This is a genomic window from Streptomyces sp. NPDC002044, from assembly GCF_040296725.1.
Classification (GTDB): Bacteria; Actinomycetota; Actinomycetes; order Streptomycetales; family Streptomycetaceae; genus Streptomyces; species Streptomyces antarcticus.
Window position 1 is genome coordinate 16,634 of the sequence record NZ_JBEOXU010000063.1, and the last position, 18,941, is coordinate 35,574.

The following is an 18,941-nucleotide window of genomic DNA, read 5'->3' on the forward strand; positions in this document are numbered from 1 at the left end:
GGAAGCGTTCCACTCCGCTACCCGGGTGGGAAGCGTGCCGTCCGGCCATGGCCAGTACCCGTACGGTCACAGCGCCCCCCGGGCTCCGTCGTCGCTGGTGGTAGGGGGAGTGGGGGGACATTCCGGCAAGGGGGCCACCCTGCCGGGAAGTTGGCTTAAAACATGCGGGTGTGGGTGTGCGAATGAGTCAGTCCTGCGGGGGCGGCACGTCGGAACCGTGGCAGCCGCGGTGGTTTCCCGTCCCGGAACGCGAGTGCCGACCGCGGTGCGCGGACGGCACGCGCGCCTCCGCCAGGACCCGCGCCGCGGCCCGGTCCGTCTTCTCCGAGTAGCGCAGCATCGCCCGGCACGCGGCCGTGACGACGAGCAGGCCGAGGGTCGCGACGGCGGCCCCGCCGAAGGAGGTCCCGTAGACGACGAGGACCACCGGGACGAGCAGGCAGCTGAAGGCGGCCCAGCGCACGACGTCCCCCGCGGGGTCGTCGTGGGGGCGGCCGGAGGGGTGCGCGGACGGGTGGAGGGGGGATCGCGGGGCGGGGGTGAAGGACGGGGGCGCGTCGGCGTACGGGGCGGACTGCGTCCGCTGGGCGGGCTGGACGGGGTGAACCGGATGGCCGGGCACGGGCGTACTCCCTGCGGGCTCTTCCTGGACGGTCGGACGCATGTCCAACGCCGCGCGGCGGGGCTCGGTCACTGCGCGCACGGGTGGCGCCGCGCGGACTCGTCACTGGCTGTAGGGGGCAGCGGTCATTGCCAAGGGGCGCTCGCTCCGGCATGCTCCCTGGGATGCTCTCCAAGGGCGGCAAGCCCTGTGCAGGACAGGAGTGTCGCCGTACCCTGGTGGGTACGGGCTTGGGAAGATGCTTCCCGGACAGAGCTCCGTTACACAGTGTCGCCACTTTCCCCCTGTTGCTTCCTCCAAGGACCTCCTCGCCGAGACACCCATGGCCGGTCACGAATTCTCCGAACCCGCGGACCGCAAGCGCAAACGCCTCGCCGACCCCGCGTCGGCCGCCGATCTGCGCGCGGTGGAACAGACGCGCCTCCCCTGCGATCCGGCCTTCCGGCACGGGGTCGTCGTGGGATTCGACGGCTCAACGTCCAGTGAGCGGGCGCTCGCCTACGCCATCGGCATGGCGAGACGCTCCGGATCCGGTCTGATCATCGTCCACGTGGCCAACCGGCTGCCCACCACCGTGTGGGCCGGCTGCGAGCCGCCCGTCTTCGTGGACGTGCCCGACCACCGGACCGAGGTCCTCGGGCTGGAGCTCGCCTGCGCGGACTACCTGGCGGAAGTGCCATGGATCCTGGTCGAGCGGGGTGGGGACATCTGCCATGAGCTGGAGGAAGTCGGCCGGGAGTATTCGGCCGACGCCATCGTGGTCGGCTCCACACACGGGATCGTCGGCCGGATCTTCGGATCGGTGGCGGGCCGGCTGGCCAAGCGCGCACAGCGACCGGTTGTTGTCATTCCGTGACCGGCTGTCCGTCGCTTGTGTGGTTGTGCGCCCATGTAAAGGGTAAATAAATGCCGCTGGGACGCAGCAAACAACTGCAGATCGAAGGGAGCCCGCCGTGGACAACGGTGTCTCTGCGGGAAGCACGGCCTCGACTTCGACCCTCGGGCACATCGCCCTGGGTCTCACCCTTCTGGCATTCGGTATCGGCCACACCGGTGTCATCGACGGTGTGACCGCCGCCAACTCCGTGTCGCTCGCGACGTACGTCGGCGGAATCGTCCTGTTCGTCCTCGGGATCCTCGCGTTCCGGGCCGGTGACGGTTTCGACGGCACGGCGTTCGCGGGCCTCGGAGCCTTCTGGTTCACCTGGGCCGCGGGAGCGGACGGGAAGGTTTCGGCAGACGCGGCCGGAACGTTCCTTCTCCTGTTCGTGCTGCTGGGCGTCACTCTCACCGCCGGTGCCGTCAGCGGGCTGTTCGGGCAGGGCGTGTACGGCCTGTTCACCCTCTCGCTACTGCTCCTGGCGATCGGCGCCTTCGCGGACAGCGCCGTGCTGGGCAAGGCCGCCGGCTGGGTGGCGGCGGTCGCCGGGCTGCTGGCCTGGTACGGGGCCACCGCGGCCCTGGCGCACTGGCCGACGGCGGTCGGCCGGGGCAGGGCCGCGAACCGGAGCGCGGTCCCCGCGAGCTGAGCGGCGCGGCACCGGCCGGGCGGGTGTGACCGCCCGGAACGCGGAACGGCCCCCGGGGTGTCCCGGGGGCCGTTCCCTGCGTCATGCCCGGCGGGCCGGACCGGCGCGCTCGGCGCGCCCCGCCCGCCGCCGCCGGCTACTCGACCGTGACGGACTTCGCCAGGTTGCGCGGCTTGTCGATGTCCCGGCCCAGGGCCAGGGCGGTGTGGTAGGCGAGCAGCTGGAGCGGGATGCCCATCAGGATCGGGTCCAGCTCGTCCTCGTTCTTGGGCACGAGGATCGTGTGGTCGGCCTTCTCCTGCTCGCGGTGGGCGACCGCCAGGATCCGGCCGCTGCGGGCCTTGATCTCCTCCAGCGCCGCGCGGTTCTTGTCCAGCAGGTCGTCGTCGGGGACGATCGCGACGGTCGGCATCGCCGGCTCGATCAGCGCGAGCGGGCCGTGCTTGAGCTCGGAGGCCGGGTAGGCCTCGGCGTGGATGTAGGAGATCTCCTTGAGCTTCAGCGAGGCTTCCAGGGCCACGGGGTAGCCGCGCACCCGGCCGATGAACATCATCGACTTGGCCTCGGCGTACTCGGCCGCCAGCTTCTTGATCTCCTCCTCGCCCTCCAGGATCTCCTGGATCTGCGCGGGCAGCTTGCGCAGGCCCTCGATGATCCGCTTGCCGTCGGTGACCGACAGGTCGCGGATGCGGCCCAGGTGCACGGCGAGCAGCGCGAAGGCCACCACGGTGTTGGTGAAGCACTTGGTGGAGACGACGCAGACCTCGGGGCCGGCGTGCACGTACACGCCGCCGTCGGCCTCGCGGGCGATCGCGGAGCCGACCACGTTGACCACGCCGAGGACGCGGGCGCCCTTGCGCTTGAGCTCCTGCACGGCCGCGAGCACGTCGTAGGTCTCGCCGGACTGCGAGACGGCGATGTAAAGGGTGTCGGGGTCCACGACCGGGTTGCGGTAACGGAACTCGGACGCCGGCTCGGCGTCCGCGGGGATCCGCGCCATGCCCTCGATCAGACCGGCGCCGATCATGCCGGCGTGGTACGAGGTGCCGCAGCCCAGGATCTTGACCCGGCGGATGCCGCGCGCCTCGCGCGGGTCCAGGTTCAGGCCGCCGAGGTGGACGGTGGAGAAGCGGTCGTCGATCCGGCCGCGCAGCACGCGGTCGACCGCGTCGGGCTGCTCGGAGATCTCCTTGTGCATGTAGGTGTCGTGGCCGCCCATGTCGTAGGAGGCGGCCTCCCACTCGACGGTCTCCGGGGTGGCGGTGGTGGTCGTGCCGCTCGTCGTGTAGGTCCGGAAGTCGTCGGCCTTCAGGGTGGCCATCTCGCCGTCGCCGAGGGTGACGACCTGGCGGGTGTGGGCGACCAGCGCGGCGACGTCCGAGGCGACGAACATCTCCTTCTCGCCGATGCCCAGGACGACCGGGGAGCCGTTGCGGGCGACGACGATCCGGTCGGGGAAGTCGCAGTGCATGACGGCGATGCCGTAGGTGCCCTCGATGACCTTGAGCGCCTCGCGGACCTTCTCCTCCAGGGAGTCGGCGCGGGAGCGTGCCACCAGGTGGACGATGACCTCGGTGTCGGTCTCCGAGAGGAAGACGACGCCCTCGGCCTCCAGCTTGGCGCGCAGCTCGGAGGCGTTGTCGACGATGCCGTTGTGGACGACGGCGACCTTGTTCTCCAGGTCCAGGTGCGGGTGGGAGTTGAGGTCGCTCGGGGCGCCGTGCGTGGCCCAGCGGGTGTGGGCGATGCCGGTGGTGCCGGCGAAGCGCTTGGGGACGCGGGACTCCAGCTCGCGGACCCGGCCCTTGGCCTTGACGACCTTCAGGGCGGTGGCCTTCGGGCTGTTGACCACGATGCCCGCCGAGTCGTAGCCGCGGTACTCCAGTCGCTGCAGCCCCTCCAGTAGCAGCGGTGCCACGTCACGCTTGCCGATGTAACCCACGATTCCGCACATACGGTGTTGCCCCTCCTGAAGTCCGGTGTCCGTGCTCAGCCGTAGACGATGCGGCGCAGTTGCCGGAGCGACAGCTCCGGCGGCGCCACGGCGCGGTGCGGCAGTTCCGCCGCGATCCGCTCGAAGATCTCCGCGTTGACCGCTCCGCCGGATTGCAGTTCCCGGTGGCGGCGGCGGACGAACTCCTCGGTCGTCTCGTCGAAGTACGCGAGCACGTCGAGCACCACCCGGGCGGCCTCGCCGCGCTGGAGCGCGGTGCTGCGCACCAGGTGGTCGACGAGATCGTCATGCGACGGACGGCGATCGAGCACCCGTAGATAGTGGCGTCTCACGGAAGTGAATGCAAAGATCCTGCCCGGAATCGGGCAGGATCCCCCTGGTCTGTACCAGTGGAATGCATTGATCCGGTTAAAAACGCCGCAGAACGGATTGTTTGGCGGCCGCGAACTCCTCTGCCGTGAGGATCCCCGACTGGTGCAGTTCGCCGAGCTCGCGCAGTCGGCGCAGCAGGGCGTCGTGGTCCGCCGGGCCCTCCTCCGCCGCCGGGACCGACACCGCGGCGGCCGCCAGGGCGGCGGGCGTGGTCTCGGGCGCCGGGGTCGCCGGGTGGGGCATCCGCGCCGCGACCGCCGCCGCGACCAGCGCCATCAGCGGGTCGTTCTTGAAGCCGAACAGCTCCACCGTGTACGGGTCGTACTTGGGCGGGGTGGCCGTGCCGTTGCCGGCCGGGGCGAAGCGCAGCCAGCCGTTCGTCAGCCCCTTGGACGGGGACCACTCGACCACCCGGAGTTCCGCCACCTTGACGGAGCGGGTGCCGCCGGAGCGTTTGGCCTCCTCCGCCGTCCAGTTCCACTCCAGGGTGACCCGGTCCCCGTCGAAGCCGACCGTCCCGTCGCCCGCGCCCACCGTGATCGGCACGGAGGGCCCGGTCAGCAGGTACGCGTCCGTCGGGCCGGGCTCCACCTGCTCCAGCAGCAGGGCGTTGCGCACCTCGTCCACGAAGTACTCCGCGACCCCGCTGCGGTCCGAGTCCACGGTGAGCCGGTACGGGTCGGAGGCGTCCGGCAGCCGCCCGCCCGTCACCTGGAGCAGGGGATCGGCGCCGTCACGCAGCCGCAGCCGCAGCCGCCCCGACCGGCGTCCCGGTTCGTAGCTGATCCCGGCCACCGCGCGCAGCGGGACGGCGACTTCGCCGAGGGTCTGGCGCAGCAGACCCACCCCCTTGTCGCGGCCCGGAACGATGCGCACCGTGTCCCCGTCGAAGGTCCATGTGCCGTCCTTCTGGATGATTTCCGCCATCTGGTGATTCTTGCATCGGCCGGTACGGCCCACTTGGTCTATACCTGGCTGCATGAGAGTCCTGCGACGCACGCTCGGCACCCTCCTCGTCCTCGGCGCGTTGGGCACCGGGGTCTCGTGCACCCCCGCCCGCGGTGACGACGCCCGGCCCGGAGACGATCCGCCCGCCGCCCTCGCGCCGTTCGAGCGGCTGCTTCCGGCGCCCGCCTCCGCCCGCGCCGGAGGGCCGGGCTACGCCTTCGGCGCGGGCACGGTCATCCGTACGGCGACGGTCCCCGGCGAGGAGGTCCGGCAGCTCGGCGAGCTCCTCGCCGAGCAACTGCGCGGCCCCAGCGGGCTGCCGCTGCCGGTGGTCGACGGGACGGACGGGGACGGCATCCGGCTCCGGCTCGACGAGGAGGCCGAGGGGGTGGGGGACGAGGGCTACCGGCTGGAGTCGGCCCCCGACGGGATCACCCTCACCGCGCGGACCCCGGCCGGGCTCTTCCACGCGGGGCAGACGCTGCGGCAGCTGGTGCCGGTGGCCGGGCCCGGCACGGTGCCGGGCGGGACGGTCGAGGACCGGCCGAGGTTCGCGTACCGGGGGGCCATGATCGACATCGCCCGGCACTTCTTCACGGTGGAGCAGGTGAAGCGGTACGTCGACCAGCTCGCCCAGTACAAGGTCAACACCCTGCACGTGCACCTGACCGACGACCAGGGGTGGCGCCTGGCGGTCGACTCCTGGCCGCGGCTCGCGGAGCACGGCGGGGGCGGCGAGGTCGGCGGCGGGCCCGGCGGGTACTGGACGAAGGACGAGTACCGCGAGCTGGTCGCGTACGCGGGGGAGCGGTACGTGGACGTGGTCCCGGAGATCGACATGCCGGGCCACGTGAACGCGGCGCTGTCCTCCTACGCCGAACTGAACTGCGACGGCAAGGCCCCCGAGCGGTACACCGGGATCAAGGTGGGCTTCAGCTCGCTGTGCGTGGCGAAGGAACGGACGTACGAGTTCGTCGACGACGTCCTCGGCGAGCTGGCGGAGCTGACCCCGGGCCGCTACCTGCACATCGGCGGCGACGAGGCGCACACGACGCCCGCGGCGGACTACGCGGCCTTCATGGACCGGGCCCAGGCGGTGGTCGCCCGGCACGGCAAGACGGTGATCGCCTGGCACCAGCTGGCGGCCGCCCGGCCCGCCGGGGGCGCGGTGCTCCAGTACTGGGGCCACGGCAAGACGCCGGCCGCGGAGAAGGCGGGCGTGGTGGCGGCCGCGAAGGCGGGGCACCCGGTGATCCTGTCGCCGGCGGACCGGCTGTACCTGGACATGAAGTACGACGCGGCGACGAAGCCGGGCCTGGCGTGGGCCGGCCACGTGCCGGTCGAGCGGGCGTACTCCTGGGATCCGGGCGCCTACCTGGCCGGGGTGCCGGAGTCCGCGGTGCTGGGGGTGGAGGCGCCGCTCTGGACGGAGACGATCGCGACCCGGGCGGACTGGGAGTACATGGCGTTCCCGCGGGTGCTCGGGCTGGCCGAGCTGGGGTGGTCGCAGACCGGGGTGCTCGGCTGGGAGGACTACCGGCGGCGGCTGGCGGCACAGGGGCCCCGGCTGGACGCGCAGGAGGTGAACTTCCACCGGGCGCCGGGCGTGCCCTGGAACTGAGGGAGGCGAGGGCGGCGAGGGTGGTACGGCGCGCTGGCATGCGGCGGCGCGGTCGCGAAGAGGGCCGCTGGGGTCTTCGCGACCGCGCCGTGGTGCTGAGGGGCGGATGGGATGTCGAGGGACCGTATCGACAATCACCCGCCCCGGCGTGCGATGCTTAGGGTAGCCTAACCTTAATTGCGATGCAATGCCGAAGGGCCCCGGCGCGCCAGCCGGGGCCCAACTCGTCACTGTTCCACGCGCGATCGTCAGCCGGCCGGATCGTCAGCCGGCCGGATCATCGGCCGGACGGAGTGCGGTCAGCTGACCTTCTTGGCGCTCTGGAGGGACTTCGCGAGGTCCTCCAGGATCTGGGCGCACTTGTCGTACGAGTAGATCGGCTCGGTCACGCGGGGGGTGACCTGTCCGGCCTTCACCGCGGGGAGCTCGGCCCAGGTGGGCTTCTCCTTGCCCAGCGTCTCGGGCTGCAGGGCGCTGCTGCGGTTGTCGAGGAGGATGACGTCGGCCTGGTACTTGCCGGCGTTCTCCCAGCTGAGGCTCTCGAAGAAGTCGCCCTCGTCCAGCTTGTCCGGCACGACGAACTCGACGCCGAGCTGCCGGAAGTAGCTGAGGTCGGCGGAAGTCGTCGGGTTGGAGGCGTAGAAGACCTCCGGGGAGCCGGAGCCGACGAGGACCTTGATGCCCGGGTTGGCCTTGGTGGCCTGGCGGACCTTCTCGGCGGCGGCCTCGAAGCGGGCCTTCGCGTCGACCGTCTTCCTGGCCTCCATGTCCGCGCCGAGGGACGTGGCGAGGTCCGCGGTGCGCGCGAGGGCCTTGTCCATCGTGGCGTCCTTGCCGACGCTGATCGCGGCGGCCGGGGCCAGCTTCAGGATCTTGTCCTTGGATGCCTCCGGGACGTACCAGTAGCTGCCGTCCCAGGTGTTGGTGACGAGGAGGTCGGGCCGCAGGGCCGCGTACTTCTCGACGTTGAACTGGTCGTAGACGTTTCCGAGGATCTCGACCTTGGATATGTCGAGCGAGCCGGCCTGGACGTCCGGCTTGCCGTCGGCGGTCTTGGTCGGGCCGAACACGCCCTTGACCGGGACGCCGTAGTCGTACAGCGCGGCGGCGGTGCCGGTGAAGGCGACGATGTTCTTCGGCGTGGCCTTGGTGCTCACGTCGACGCCGAGGTCGTCCTTGAAGGTCCAGGGGCCCGAAGCGGCCGCGCCCTTGTCCTTGCCGCCGTCGCCCTTCGCCGAGTCGTCGCCGCCGCACGCGGTGAGCGCCGCGACGAGGCCGAGGGCGCCGCCGGCGGCGATGAAGCCCCGACGGGTGAGGGGGGAGGTCCGCGACTTGGGCATGTCGATGTCCGCTTTCGTGCGTCAGGGCGGCCGCTGGCCGTTTGGAAGGAAGGTTAGCCTAACCTTTGCCGAAAGATGTCAGGGGGGCGCCCCCGCCGGGCGCGGAGGCCCGGCCACGGCCGACGGAGGGCCCGGAGCGACGGCCCGGAGCGGCGGCCCGCCGAGGGTCCGCGAACGGCTCTCCCCCGGCTCGCACGCGGACCGGGGGAGAGGACGGAGCGGGCCGCGTCAGGCGGAGAAGCCCAGCTCGCGGGCGATCAGCATGCGCTGGACCTCGCTGGTGCCCTCGCCGATCTCCAGGATCTTGGAGTCGCGCCACATCCGGGCCACCGGGTACTCGTTCATGAACCCGTAGCCGCCGTGGATCTGGGTGGCCTCGCGGGCGTTGTCCACGGCGACCGTCGAGGAGTACAGCTTCGCGATGGCCGCCTCCTTCTTGAACGGCTCGCCCGCCACCAGCCGGGAGGCCGCGTCGCGCCAGCCGACGCGGGCCATGTGGGCGCGCATCTCCATGTCCGCGAGCTTGAACTGGATGGCCTGGTTGTCGCCGATGGCCTTGCCGAAGGCGTGCCGCTCCCGGGCGTACTTCACCGACTCGTCCACGCAGCCCTGCGCGAGGCCCGTCGCGAGGGCGGAGATGGCGATCCGGCCCTCGTCGAGGATCCGCAGGAACTGCGCGTAGCCGCGGCCCTCCGCGCCGACCAGGTTGGCCAGGGGCACCCGCACGTCGGCGAAGGACAGCTCGCGGGTGTCGGAGGAGTTCCAGCCGACCTTGGAGTACGGTGCGGCGACCGTGAAGCCCGGGGTGCCGGACGGGACGATGATCGAGGAGATCTCGGGGCGGCCGTCCGCCGTGCGGCCGGTCACGGCCGTGACGGTGACCAGGCCCGTGATGTCCGTACCGGAGTTGGTGATGAAGCACTTGGAGCCGTTGATCACCCACTCGTCGCCGTCGCGCACGGCCGTGGTGCGGGTGCCGCCGGCGTCGCTGCCCGCCCCCGGCTCTGTCAGGCCGAAGGCGCCCAGGACCTCGCCGGAGCACATCTTCGGCAGCCACTCGGTCTTCTGCTCCTCGGAGCCGAAGAGGTAGATCGGCATGGCGCCGAGCGAAACCCCGGCCTCCAGGGTGATGGCGACGGAGGAGTCGACGCGCGCGAGCTCCTCCAGGGCGATGCCCAGCGCGAGGTAGTCGCCGCCCATGCCGCCGTACTCCTCGGGGAAGGGCAGGCCGAACAGGCCCATGCGGCCCATCTCGGCGACGATCTCGTACGGGAACTCGTGGCGCTCGTACAGGTCGCCGATCTTGGGCGCGATCACGTCGTGCGCGAACGCCTCGACGGTGCGGCGGAGTTCCTCGTGCTCGGGGGTGAGCCGGTGGTCGAGGGGCATGGTCTGACTACTCCTTGTGGGAGAGGGCGCGGACGGTGCGGGAGGGGCTGGGCCGGCCCAGCTGTTCGGCCATCCACACGCTCGTGGCGGTGAGGGCGGCCAGATCGACCCCGGTTTCGATGCCGAGGCCGTCGAGCATCCACACCAGGTCCTCGGTGGCGAGGTTCCCGGTGGCGCTCTTCGCGTACGGGCATCCGCCGAGGCCCCCGGCGGACGCGTCGACGGTGCTCACTCCGTGCCGGAGCGCGGCGAGAGTGTTGGACAGGGCCTGTCCGTACGTGTCGTGGAAGTGCACGCCGATCCGGCCGGTGGCGACACCCGCGTCGTTGAGGCCCTCCAGCAGGGCCTGGACGTGGCCCGGGGTGGCGACGCCGATGGTGTCGCCGAGGCTCAGCTCGTCGCAGCCGAGGTCCAGCAGGGCCTTGGCGACGGAGACGACCTGGGGGAGCGGGACCGGCCCCTCCCACGGGTCGCCGAAGCACATCGAGAGGTAGCCGCGGACATGGGCGCCGTCCTGCCGGGCCCGCGCCACGACGGGCTCGAACATGGCGAGGGACTCGGCGACCGTGCGGTTGAGGTTGCGGGAGGCGAAGGTCTCGGTGGCCGAGCCGAACACCGCGATGCGGGTGGCTCCGAGGGCGAGCGCGCGGTCCAGGCCGCGCTCGTTGGGGACCAGCACGGGGAGCGCCGCGTCCACGTCCGCGAGGAGCGGGAAGAGGGCCTCGGCGTCGGCGAGCTGGGGCACCCACTTGGGGTGCACGAAGCTGGTGGCCTCGATGGTGGTCAGGCCGGCCGCCGCGAGGCGGTGCACGAACTCCGCCTTCACGGCGGTGGGTACGGCCGTCTTCTCGTTCTGCAGGCCGTCGCGGGCACCCACCTCGTGGATGCGCACCCGGGCCGGGAGGCCGGGGGCGGGAACCGTCATGGGGAGCCCGTTCACCGGCCCTCCTCCTCGTCCGGGGTCACCACGGCCAGGACCTGGTCCATGGCGACGGTGGTGCCGGGGGTGACGTCGAGTTCGGTGACGGTGCCGGCGTGCGGGGCGGAGATGACGTGCTCCATCTTCATCGCCTCCACGACGAGCAGGCTCTGACCGGCCACGACCTCGTCCCCGACGGCCACCTTGACGACCGTGACGGTGCCGGGCATGGGCGCGGCGAGGGTTCCGGCGCCGCCCTGGCCCCGGCCGTCGAGCGCCGCCGCCACGGGGTCGTGGTCCTGGACGTGCCAGCTGTCTCCGTCGCGTCCCAGCCAGGTCCCCTCCGGGGAGGCCGCGTGGCTGAAGCGGTGGGTGAACCCGTCGAGTTCGAGGGTGAGGGTGTCGGCGGTGCGGCTGACGATCCGGGCGCGGGCCGGTGCCGCGAGGCTCCGCCCCGGACCCCGCGCCTCAGACGCCGTCGGGGCTGGATTCCGGCCGCTGCCGGCGGCGGCGGCGTCATCGTCGGCGGTCGGGAGGAGGAGTTCGGTGTCGGAGCCCTGGGGGCGGGAGCGGACTTCCACCGGGTCCTGGCCCGGGAGGCGGAAGTGGTGGACCGTCCAGGCGGGGGTGCCGCCCAGGCGCCAGCCGGTCGGCGCGTCGAAGGGGTCGCTCCAGCCGCCGCCCGCGGCGGCGACGGGCGGCCGGGACAACAGCGCGGCCGCCGCGTACACCTCCGGCGGAACGCCTTCCGGGAGGAGCGAGGGGAGGTCCCGCTCGACCAGGCCCGTGTCCAGGTCGCCCGAGACCACGTCCGGGTGGGCGAGGAGCCGCCGCAGGAAGCCGGTGTTGGTCTGGACGCCCAGGATCACGGTGTCGGCGAGCGCGCCCCGCAGCACCCGCAGGGCGGTGGCCCGGTCCGGGCCGTACGCGATGACCTTGGACAGCATCGGGTCGTACGCCGAGCCCACCGGGACGCCCGCCAGCAGGCCGGAGTCCGTGCGGACCGCCCCGCCCGACGGCTCCGACAGGGCCAGGACCGTACCGCCCGACGGCAGGAACCCGCGGGCCGGGTCCTCCGCGCAGACGCGGGCCTCGATCGCGTGGCCGGTCAGCACGACGTCGCCCTGGCCGAAGCCCAGCTCCGCGCCCGCCGCCACCCGCAGCTGCTGTTCCACCAGGTCCAGCCCGGTGACCAGCTCCGTCACCGGGTGCTCGACCTGGAGCCGGGTGTTCATCTCCATGAAGTAGTACGAGGACGGGTCCCCGCCCGGGACGATGAACTCCACCGTGCCCGCGCCGACGTACCCGCACGAGCGGGCGGCCTCCACCGCCGCCGCGCCCATCGACGCCCGCAGTTCCGGCGTCAGCAGGACCGACGGCGCCTCCTCGATCACCTTCTGGTGGCGCCGCTGGAGGGAGCATTCCCGCTCGCCGAGGTGGACCACGTTCCCGTGGGAGTCCGCCAGCACCTGGATCTCGATGTGCCGCGGCCGGTCGATCCACCGCTCGACCAGCAGGGTGTCGTCACCGAAGGAGGAGCGGGCCTCGCGGCGGGCGGCCGCGATCTCCTCGGCCAGCACCGCCTCCTCGCGCACCAGCCGCATGCCCTTGCCGCCGCCGCCCGCCGAGGGCTTGAGCAGCACCGGCATGCCGATCTCCCGCGACGCGGCGACCAGCTCGGCGTCCGAGAGCCCGCTGCCCGAGGAGCCGGGGACGACCGGGACCCCGGCCGCCTTCACCGTCTCCTTGGCGCGGATCTTGTCGCCCATCAGGGAGATCGCCGGGGCGGGCGGCCCGATGAAGGCCAGTCCGGCGTCGGCGCAGGCGGCCGCGAAGGCCGCGTTCTCCGCGAGGAAGCCGTAGCCGGGGTGGACGGCCTCGGCGCCGGTGCGGCGGGCCGCTGCGAGCAGCCGCTCCACCGACAGGTAGCTCTCCGCGGCCGCCGCAGGGCCGATCCGGACGGCCGTGTCGGCCTCCCGGACGTGCCGGGCGTCCGCGTCCGCGTCGCTGAAGACGGCCACCGAGCGGATGCCGAGCTGCCGCAGCGTGCGGATGACCCGTACCGCGATCTCGCCCCGGTTCGCGACCAGAACAGTGCTGAACATCGAAGAGGTCCTCACGTCACATCACGTCACATACGGAAGATGCCGAAAGCCGAATCGCCCAGCGGGGCGTTCGCGCACGCGGTCAGGGCCAGTCCCAGCACCTGCCGGGTCTCCATGGGGTCGATGACCCCGTCGTCCCACAGCCGGGCGGTCGCGTAGTACGCGTTTCCCTGCTCCTCGTACTGGGCGCGGACCGGGGCCTTGAAGGTCTCCTCGTCCTCGGACGGCCAGTCCTGGCCGGCGCCCTCGATCTGGTCCCGTTTGACGGTGGCCAGCACCGACGCCGCCTGCTCGCCGCCCATCACGGAGATCTTGGCGTTCGGCCACATCCACAGGAAGCGGGGCGAGTAGGCCCGCCCGCACATCGAGTAGTTGCCCGCGCCGTACGAGCCGCCGACGACCACGGTCAGCTTCGGCACCCGGGCGCAGGCCACGGCCGTGACCATCTTGGCGCCGTGCTTGGCGATGCCGCCCGCCTCGTAGTCCCGGCCGACCATGAAGCCCGAGATGTTCTGGAGGAACAGCAGCGGGATCCCGCGCTGGTCGCACAGCTCGATGAAGTGGGCGCCCTTCTGGGCGGATTCGGAGAACAGGATGCCGTTGTTGGCGATGATCCCGACCGGGTGGCCGTGGATCCGGGCGAAGCCGGTGACCAGGGTCTGCCCGTACTCGGACTTGAACTCCTGGAAGCGGGAGCCGTCCACGACCCGGGCGATGATCTCGCGCGCGTCGTAGGGGGTGCGGGAGTCGACGGGGACCGCGCCGTACAGCCCGTACGGGTCCACCTTCGGCTCCTCGGTGGCCTCCACCGACCAGGGCAGGGCCCCGCGGCCGGGCAGGGTCGCCACGATGTTCCGTACGATCCGCAGCGCGTGCGCGTCGTCCTCCGCGAGGTGGTCGGTCACCCCGGAGACCCGGGAGTGGACCTCGCCGCCGCCCAGTTCCTCGGCCGTGACCACCTCGCCGGTGGCGGCCTTCACCAGCGGCGGCCCGCCGAGGAAGATCGTGCCCTGGCCGCGGACGATGACGGCCTCGTCGCTCATCGCCGGGACGTACGCCCCGCCGGCCGTGCAGGAGCCGAGGACGGCGGCGATCTGCGGGATGCCGGCCCCCGACATGCGCGCCTGGTTGTAGAAGATGCGGCCGAAGTGCTCCCGGTCGGGGAAGACCTCGTCCTGCATGGGGAGGAAGGCGCCGCCCGAGTCGACCAGGTAGAGGCAGGGGAGACGGTTCTCCAGGGCCACTTCCTGGGCGCGCAGGTGCTTCTTGACGGTCATCGGGTAGTAGGTGCCGCCCTTGACGGTGGCGTCGTTCGCGACGATCACGCATTCGCGGCCGCTGACCCGGCCGATGCCCGCGATGACGCCGGCGGCGGGGGCCGAGCCCCCGTACATGCCCTCGGCGGCCAGCGGGGCCAGCTCCAGGAAGGGCGAGCCGGGGTCCAGAAGGGCGTCCACGCGGTCGCGCGGGAGGAGCTTGCCGCGCGCGGTGTGGCGGGCGCGGGCCTTCTCGCCGCCGCCGAGCCGGGCTGTCTCCAGCCGGGCGCGCAGGTCCTCGGCCAGCTCGCGGTGGGCGGCCTCGTTGGCCCGCCAGGCCTCGGACGCCGGGTCCGCGGCGCTCGTCAGCACTGGTGCCTGCTGCATCGGTCGAGCTCCCTTGCTCGGTGCACGGTGTTAATGAGCGTTAACGCTTGTGGGACTTAGGTTAACGACCGCTAACGGCCCTGTCTAGAATGGTTTCCCATGAGCACCAGAGCGGCCGCCCCCACCCGTCGCGAGCAGATCCTCAACGAGGCCGCTCGTCTCTTCGCCGCGCGTGGGTTCCACGGGGTCGGCGTCGACGAGATAGGGGCCGCGGTGGGCATCAGCGGCCCCGGCCTGTACCGGCACTTCGCGGGCAAGGACGCCATGCTCGCCGAGCTCCTGGTGGGCATCAGCGAACGCCTGCTCACCGGGGGCCGCCACCGGGTGGCGGAGGCGGCCGGCGACCCGCCGCGGGTGCTGTCCTCCCTCATCAACGGGCACATCGACTTCGCGCTCGACGACCGGGCGCTGATCACGGTGCACGACCGGGAGCTCGACCGGCTGCGCGACGCCGACCGCAAGCTCGTGCGCCAGCTCCAGCGGCAGTACGTCGAGCTGTGGGTCGACGTCGTACGGGAACTGCACCCCGAGGTGGGCGAGGCCGAGGTACGGGTTTCCGTGCACGCCGTCTTCGGCCTGCTGAACTCCACCCCGCACCTGGCCACGCCGGGCCGGGAGGCGACGGAATCGCTGCTGCGCCGGCTCGCCCACGGGGCGTTCGGGGCGCTGTCCGCGTGAGCGGGCGCGTCCGGCGGCCGAGATGGACGGGACGCCTCCGCCCGGGCGGCGGCAGAATGGGCCGTATGCCGAAGCCGATAGAGACGCCCGACCGATCCGCGGAAACGCCGAGCCGCGCCGAACTCATCGACCACTTGGTGCGCACCCGCATCGCGGGGCAGGTGGCGACGCCGCGCGAGAACAACCTCTCCCACTACCGCAAGCTCGCCAACGGCGACCGGCACTACTGGCTCGGCCTGGAGCTGGGCGACCGCTGGACGGACGAGCAGGACGTCCTCGCGGTGATGGCGGAGCGCTGCGGGGTCGTGGACGACGCCGAGCACCGGTACGGCCAGGACACCATCGACCCGGAACTGACCGTGGCCGGCCTGGACCGGCTGGCGGCGCGGCTGCGCAAGGCCGCGCTGGACCGGCAGAGCGTCCTGCTGGCCACCGGGCACCCGGGCGGGCTGCTGGACGTCCACCGGGCGACGGCGGCCGCGCTGCGGGCGGCGGGCTGCGAGATCGTGGTCATCCCGGCCGGGCTGTACGCAGACGAGGGCTCGGTCTGGCAGTTCGCGGACATCGCCGTCCTGGAACGGGGCGCGACGCTGTGGCACACCCATTCGCCGGAGCCGATGGCCGCGATCCTGGACGGCCTGGCGGCTTCGGACCGCCCGCAGCCCGACCTCGTCGTCGCCGACCACGGCTGGGCGGGCTGCGCGGCCCAGCGGGGCCTGGACGCGGTGGGCTACGCCGACTGCAACGACCCGGCGCTCTTCCTCGCCGAGGCCGAGGGCACCCTCCAGGTGGCGGTCCCCCTGGACGACCACGTGCGCGACCCGCGGCACTACGACCCGATGGTGGCGTACCTGCTGGACGCGGCGGGCCTGGCGGGGGCGTAGCCGTCGCCGGCGGCCGGCCCCGGCGTTCCGGCGGGGCCGGGCCACCGCCGCGCCGGCGGCGGGAGTCAGGCGCGGGCACGCGGATGGCCGGGGGCCGGGGTCAGGCGCGGGGCACGCGGACGACGCCTTCCTGGATGACCGTCACCGCCAGGCGCCCGTCCTGGGTCCAGATGCGGGCCTGGCCGAGGCCCCGGCCGGCGGCCGCCGAGGGCGACTCCTGGTCGTACAGCAGCCACTCGTCCGCGCGGAACGGGCGGTGGAACCACATGGCGTGGTCCAGGGAGGCCCCCACCACGTCGCCGACCGCCCAGCCGCCCCGCCCGTGGGCGAGCAGCACCGAGTCCAGCAGCGTCATGTCCGAGACGTACGTGGCCAGGCAGGTGTGCAGCAGCGGATCGTCGCTCTCCAGCTTCCCGGCCGTACGGAACCACACCTGCGACCGCGGCTCCACCGGCTCGCCGACGCTGCCCCACGGCGGGACCGTCGCGTAGCGCAGGTCCACGGCGGCGCGCGCGTCGATCAGGCGCTCCACCGTGCCCGGCTCGCGGAAGACCGACCGGTAGGCGGGCAGCGCCTCGGCGGCGGTGGGCAGGGTCTCCGGGTCCGGGGCGTCCGGCATGGCGGCCTGGTGGTCGAGCCCGTCCTCGTACGTCTGGAAGGACGCGGAGAGGTGGAAGACCGGCTGCCCGTGCTGGACGGCGACGACCCGGCGCGTGGTGAAGGAGCGGCCGTCGCGGATCCGGTCCACCGAGTAGACGATGGGCGCGCCCGGGTCACCGGCGCGCAGGAAGTACGAGTGCAGCGAGTGCGCGGCGCGGTCCTCGGGCACGGTCCGCCCGGCCGCGACCAGGGCCTGGGCCGCGACCTGGCCGCCGAACACGCGCGGTACCAGCGCCGAACGGCTGGTACCGCGGAAGATGTTCTCCTCGATCTGCTCCAGGTCGAGCAGATCGAGGAGCGTCGTCAGTGCCTCGTTCATGGGGGAAGGGTAGGTGTCCCGAATCCCTTACAGGCCCATGGACTTGGCGATGATGGACTTCATGACCTCGCTGGTGCCGCCGTAGATGCGGTTCACGCGGTTGTCGGCGTACAGGCGGGCGATCGGGTACTCGTTCATGTAGCCGTACCCGCCGTGCAGCTGGAGGCACTTGTCGATGACGCGGTGCGCGACCTCGGTCGTGAAGAGCTTCGCGGACGCGGCCTCGGCGGCGGTCAGCTCACCGGCGTCCAGGGCCTCCAGGGCGCGGTCGGCGACGGCCTCGGCCGCGTCCACCTCGGCCTGGCAGGCGGCCAGTTCGAACTTGGTGTTCTGGAAGTGCGCGACCGGCTTGCCGAAGACGGTGCGGTCCGTCACGTACTGCTGGGCGAACCGGACGGCGGCCTTGGCCTGGGCGTACGCGCCGAAGGCGATGCCCCAGCGCTCGGACGGCAGGTTGGCGCCGAGGTAGGAGAAGCCCTTGTTCTCCTCGCCCATCAGGTCCTCGACCGGAACCTTCACGTCGACGAACGCCAGCTCGGCGGTGTCGGAGGTGCGCAGGCCGAGCTTGTCGAGCTTGCGGCCGATCGAGTAGCCCTCGGACTTGGTGTCGACGGCGAACAGGGAGATGCCGAAGCGGCGGTCGTCCTCGCGCGGGGCGGAGGTGCGGGCGCAGACGATCACCCGGTCGGCGTGCACGCCGCCGGTGATGAAGGTCTTCGAGCCGTTGAGGACGTAGTGGGTGCCGTCCTCGGAGAGCTTGGCGGTGGTCTTCATGCCCGCGACGTCGGAGCCGGTGCCCGGCTCGGTCATGGCGAGCGCCCACATCTCCTCGCCGGTGACGAACTTCGGCAGGTAGCGCTTCTTCTGCTCGTCGGTGGAGAGCATCTTGATGTACGGGAGGGCGAGCAGCACGTGCACGCCGGAACCACCGAAGTTCACGCCCGCGCGGGAGGTCTCCTCGTAGAGGACGGCCTCGAACTTGTGCGTGTCCAGGCCCGCGCCGCCGAACTCCTCGGGGACGTTGATGCCGAAGACGCCCAGCTCGCCGAGCTTGTAGTAGAACTCGCGCGGCGCCTGGCCGGCCTGGAACCACTCGTCGTAGACGGGGACGACCTCGGCCTCGATGAAGGCGCGGATGGTCTCGCGGAACGCCTCGTGGTCCTCGTTGAAAACGGTACGGCGCACAGCCGACACTCCCTTATGCGGCTAAACCGCCGCCGCTCTCGCGGAGGTGGTTGCGCGCCGTCGTCGTTTCAGTTGATGGCTTATGTCTAAGCGCTTGCTCAATTAAGTTACCGGCGAGTTGTCGTCCCTGTCCAGACTTCGTAGTGCGAACCACAGTTCCATGCGCGTGTCCGGGTCGTCGAGGTCGCGGGCGAGCAGACCGGCCGCGCGGGCGATGCGCTGGCGGACCGTGTTGCGGTGCACGCCCAGCGCGGCGGCCGTCCGGTCCCAGCTGCCGTGGTGGGCCAGCCACGCGCGCAGGGTGGCGGCCTGCGCCCCGTTCAGCGGGGCGAGCAGCGCCTCGGCGTGCGCGCGGGCCTCGGCCGGGTCGAGCAGGGCGCCCAGGCCCCCGGCCGTGTGCCGGGCCAGCGGGGTCCGGGCCGCCTCGGCGCGCTCCAGGGCCCGCCGGGCCTGCGCGTCGGCGGTCGTGAGCCCCTCGGCCGCCGCCGGGGCGCTGACCCCCAGCCGCCACCCCGGCCGCGGGCCGGGCTCCCGGTCGGCGAGCAGGCGTACGGCCTCCCCGCGCGGGTCCAGCAGTACGGTGCCCAGCGCCGCGGCGAGGGCCGCGGGGTCGCCGCCGCCGGTGCTCCGGGCGTGGACGGCGTACCAGGGGCCCGGCCCGGCCAGCGACCCGGCGGGGGCCGCGCCATGCCGAAGTTCGGCTGGACGGACGTCTCGCGCTTCAGCGCGCTGGGCGTCCCGGCGGTGAACTACGGCCCGGGCGACGCCCTGCT

Annotated in this window: 17 protein-coding genes and 1 pseudogene; 6 read left to right on the forward strand and 12 right to left on the reverse strand. The window is 72.4% G+C overall.

Going from position 1 to position 18,941, the window contains the following annotated elements:
* Positions 1 to 187 precede the first annotated feature (187 nt).
* Entirely contained in the window at positions 188 to 622 is a 435-nt protein-coding gene (locus ABT106_RS17505) for a hypothetical protein (RefSeq protein ID WP_351277921.1), read from the reverse strand.
* A gap of 322 nt (positions 623 to 944) precedes the next feature.
* Here ABT106_RS17505 and ABT106_RS17510 point away from each other — a divergent pair, with 322 nt between their 5' ends.
* A complete protein-coding gene (locus ABT106_RS17510) occupies positions 945 to 1,478 on the forward strand; it encodes a universal stress protein (RefSeq protein ID WP_319722977.1) in 534 nt (177 codons plus the stop codon).
* 97 nt (positions 1,479 to 1,575) lie between these two features.
* A complete protein-coding gene (locus ABT106_RS17515) occupies positions 1,576 to 2,151 on the forward strand; it encodes a GPR1/FUN34/YaaH family transporter (RefSeq protein ID WP_351277925.1) in 576 nt (191 codons plus the stop codon).
* Between the two features lie 136 nt (positions 2,152 to 2,287).
* Here ABT106_RS17515 and glmS read toward each other — a convergent pair whose 3' ends face one another.
* From glmS to ABT106_RS17530, 3 genes are all read right to left on the reverse strand, one after another.
* Entirely contained in the window at positions 2,288 to 4,105 is a 1,818-nt protein-coding gene (gene glmS, locus ABT106_RS17520; RefSeq protein WP_351277928.1) for a glutamine--fructose-6-phosphate transaminase (isomerizing), read from the reverse strand.
* A gap of 35 nt (positions 4,106 to 4,140) precedes the next feature.
* A complete protein-coding gene (locus tag ABT106_RS17525; RefSeq protein ID WP_030008735.1) occupies positions 4,141 to 4,416 on the reverse strand; it encodes a hypothetical protein in 276 nt (91 codons plus the stop codon).
* A 97-nt stretch (positions 4,417 to 4,513) separates the two neighbouring features.
* Positions 4,514 to 5,404, reverse strand: coding sequence for a DUF4429 domain-containing protein (locus tag ABT106_RS17530; RefSeq protein ID WP_351277929.1), 891 nt, complete (start codon positions 5,402 to 5,404; stop codon positions 4,514 to 4,516).
* A 52-nt stretch (positions 5,405 to 5,456) separates the two neighbouring features.
* Between ABT106_RS17530 and ABT106_RS17535 the strand changes: the two genes are divergently transcribed.
* Positions 5,457 to 7,046 carry a beta-N-acetylhexosaminidase gene (locus tag ABT106_RS17535; RefSeq protein ID WP_351277932.1) on the forward strand — a complete coding sequence of 530 codons (1,590 nt, stop codon included), beginning with the start codon at positions 5,457 to 5,459 and terminating at the stop codon, positions 7,044 to 7,046.
* A 299-nt stretch (positions 7,047 to 7,345) separates the two neighbouring features.
* Here ABT106_RS17535 and ABT106_RS17540 read toward each other — a convergent pair whose 3' ends face one another.
* From ABT106_RS17540 to ABT106_RS17560, 5 genes are all read right to left on the reverse strand, one after another.
* Complete coding sequence (locus tag ABT106_RS17540; protein ID WP_351277934.1) at positions 7,346 to 8,386, reverse strand: ABC transporter substrate-binding protein; 1,041 nt, start codon at positions 8,384 to 8,386, stop codon at positions 7,346 to 7,348.
* 228 nt (positions 8,387 to 8,614) lie between these two features.
* A complete protein-coding gene (locus ABT106_RS17545) occupies positions 8,615 to 9,775 on the reverse strand; it encodes an acyl-CoA dehydrogenase family protein (protein WP_351277936.1) in 1,161 nt (386 codons plus the stop codon).
* Positions 9,776 to 9,782: 7 nt separating this feature from the next.
* Positions 9,783 to 10,700 (reverse strand): hydroxymethylglutaryl-CoA lyase, encoded by a 918-nt coding sequence (locus tag ABT106_RS17550; protein WP_351277958.1) that lies wholly within the window; start codon positions 10,698 to 10,700, stop codon positions 9,783 to 9,785.
* Positions 10,701 to 10,711: 11 nt separating this feature from the next.
* Complete coding sequence (locus tag ABT106_RS17555; protein ID WP_351277939.1) at positions 10,712 to 12,799, reverse strand: ATP-binding protein; 2,088 nt, start codon at positions 12,797 to 12,799, stop codon at positions 10,712 to 10,714.
* A 26-nt stretch (positions 12,800 to 12,825) separates the two neighbouring features.
* Positions 12,826 to 14,442, reverse strand: a complete 1,617-nt coding sequence (locus ABT106_RS17560; RefSeq protein ID WP_351277941.1) for a carboxyl transferase domain-containing protein — start codon at positions 14,440 to 14,442, stop codon at positions 12,826 to 12,828.
* Positions 14,443 to 14,541: 99 nt separating this feature from the next.
* On the opposite strand from ABT106_RS17560, the gene ABT106_RS17565 reads away from it, so the two are divergent.
* Entirely contained in the window at positions 14,542 to 15,120 is a 579-nt protein-coding gene (locus ABT106_RS17565; RefSeq protein WP_351277943.1) for an SACE_7040 family transcriptional regulator, read from the forward strand.
* A 56-nt stretch (positions 15,121 to 15,176) separates the two neighbouring features.
* Positions 15,177 to 16,004: a phosphatase gene (locus tag ABT106_RS17570; RefSeq protein WP_351277945.1), complete on the forward strand. Its 828-nt coding sequence runs from the start codon at positions 15,177 to 15,179 to the stop codon at positions 16,002 to 16,004.
* Positions 16,005 to 16,104: 100 nt separating this feature from the next.
* Here ABT106_RS17570 and tesB read toward each other — a convergent pair whose 3' ends face one another.
* The 3 genes from tesB to ABT106_RS17585 all read right to left on the reverse strand — a co-directional run bounded on the left by tesB (position 16,105) and on the right by ABT106_RS17585 (position 18,834).
* Positions 16,105 to 16,983: an acyl-CoA thioesterase II gene (gene tesB / locus ABT106_RS17575; protein WP_351277948.1), complete on the reverse strand. Its 879-nt coding sequence runs from the start codon at positions 16,981 to 16,983 to the stop codon at positions 16,105 to 16,107.
* A gap of 27 nt (positions 16,984 to 17,010) precedes the next feature.
* Positions 17,011 to 18,168: an acyl-CoA dehydrogenase family protein gene (locus ABT106_RS17580; protein ID WP_351277951.1), complete on the reverse strand. Its 1,158-nt coding sequence runs from the start codon at positions 18,166 to 18,168 to the stop codon at positions 17,011 to 17,013.
* A gap of 102 nt (positions 18,169 to 18,270) precedes the next feature.
* Positions 18,271 to 18,834 carry a PucR family transcriptional regulator gene (locus tag ABT106_RS17585; RefSeq protein ID WP_502979407.1) on the reverse strand — a complete coding sequence of 188 codons (564 nt, stop codon included), beginning with the start codon at positions 18,832 to 18,834 and terminating at the stop codon, positions 18,271 to 18,273.
* Between ABT106_RS17585 and ABT106_RS32155 the strand changes: the two are divergent.
* Positions 18,805 to 18,941: pseudogene (locus ABT106_RS32155) on the forward strand (succinyl-diaminopimelate desuccinylase); the annotation flags it as partial. The gene ABT106_RS17585 and the pseudogene ABT106_RS32155 sit on opposite strands and share 30 nt — an antisense overlap.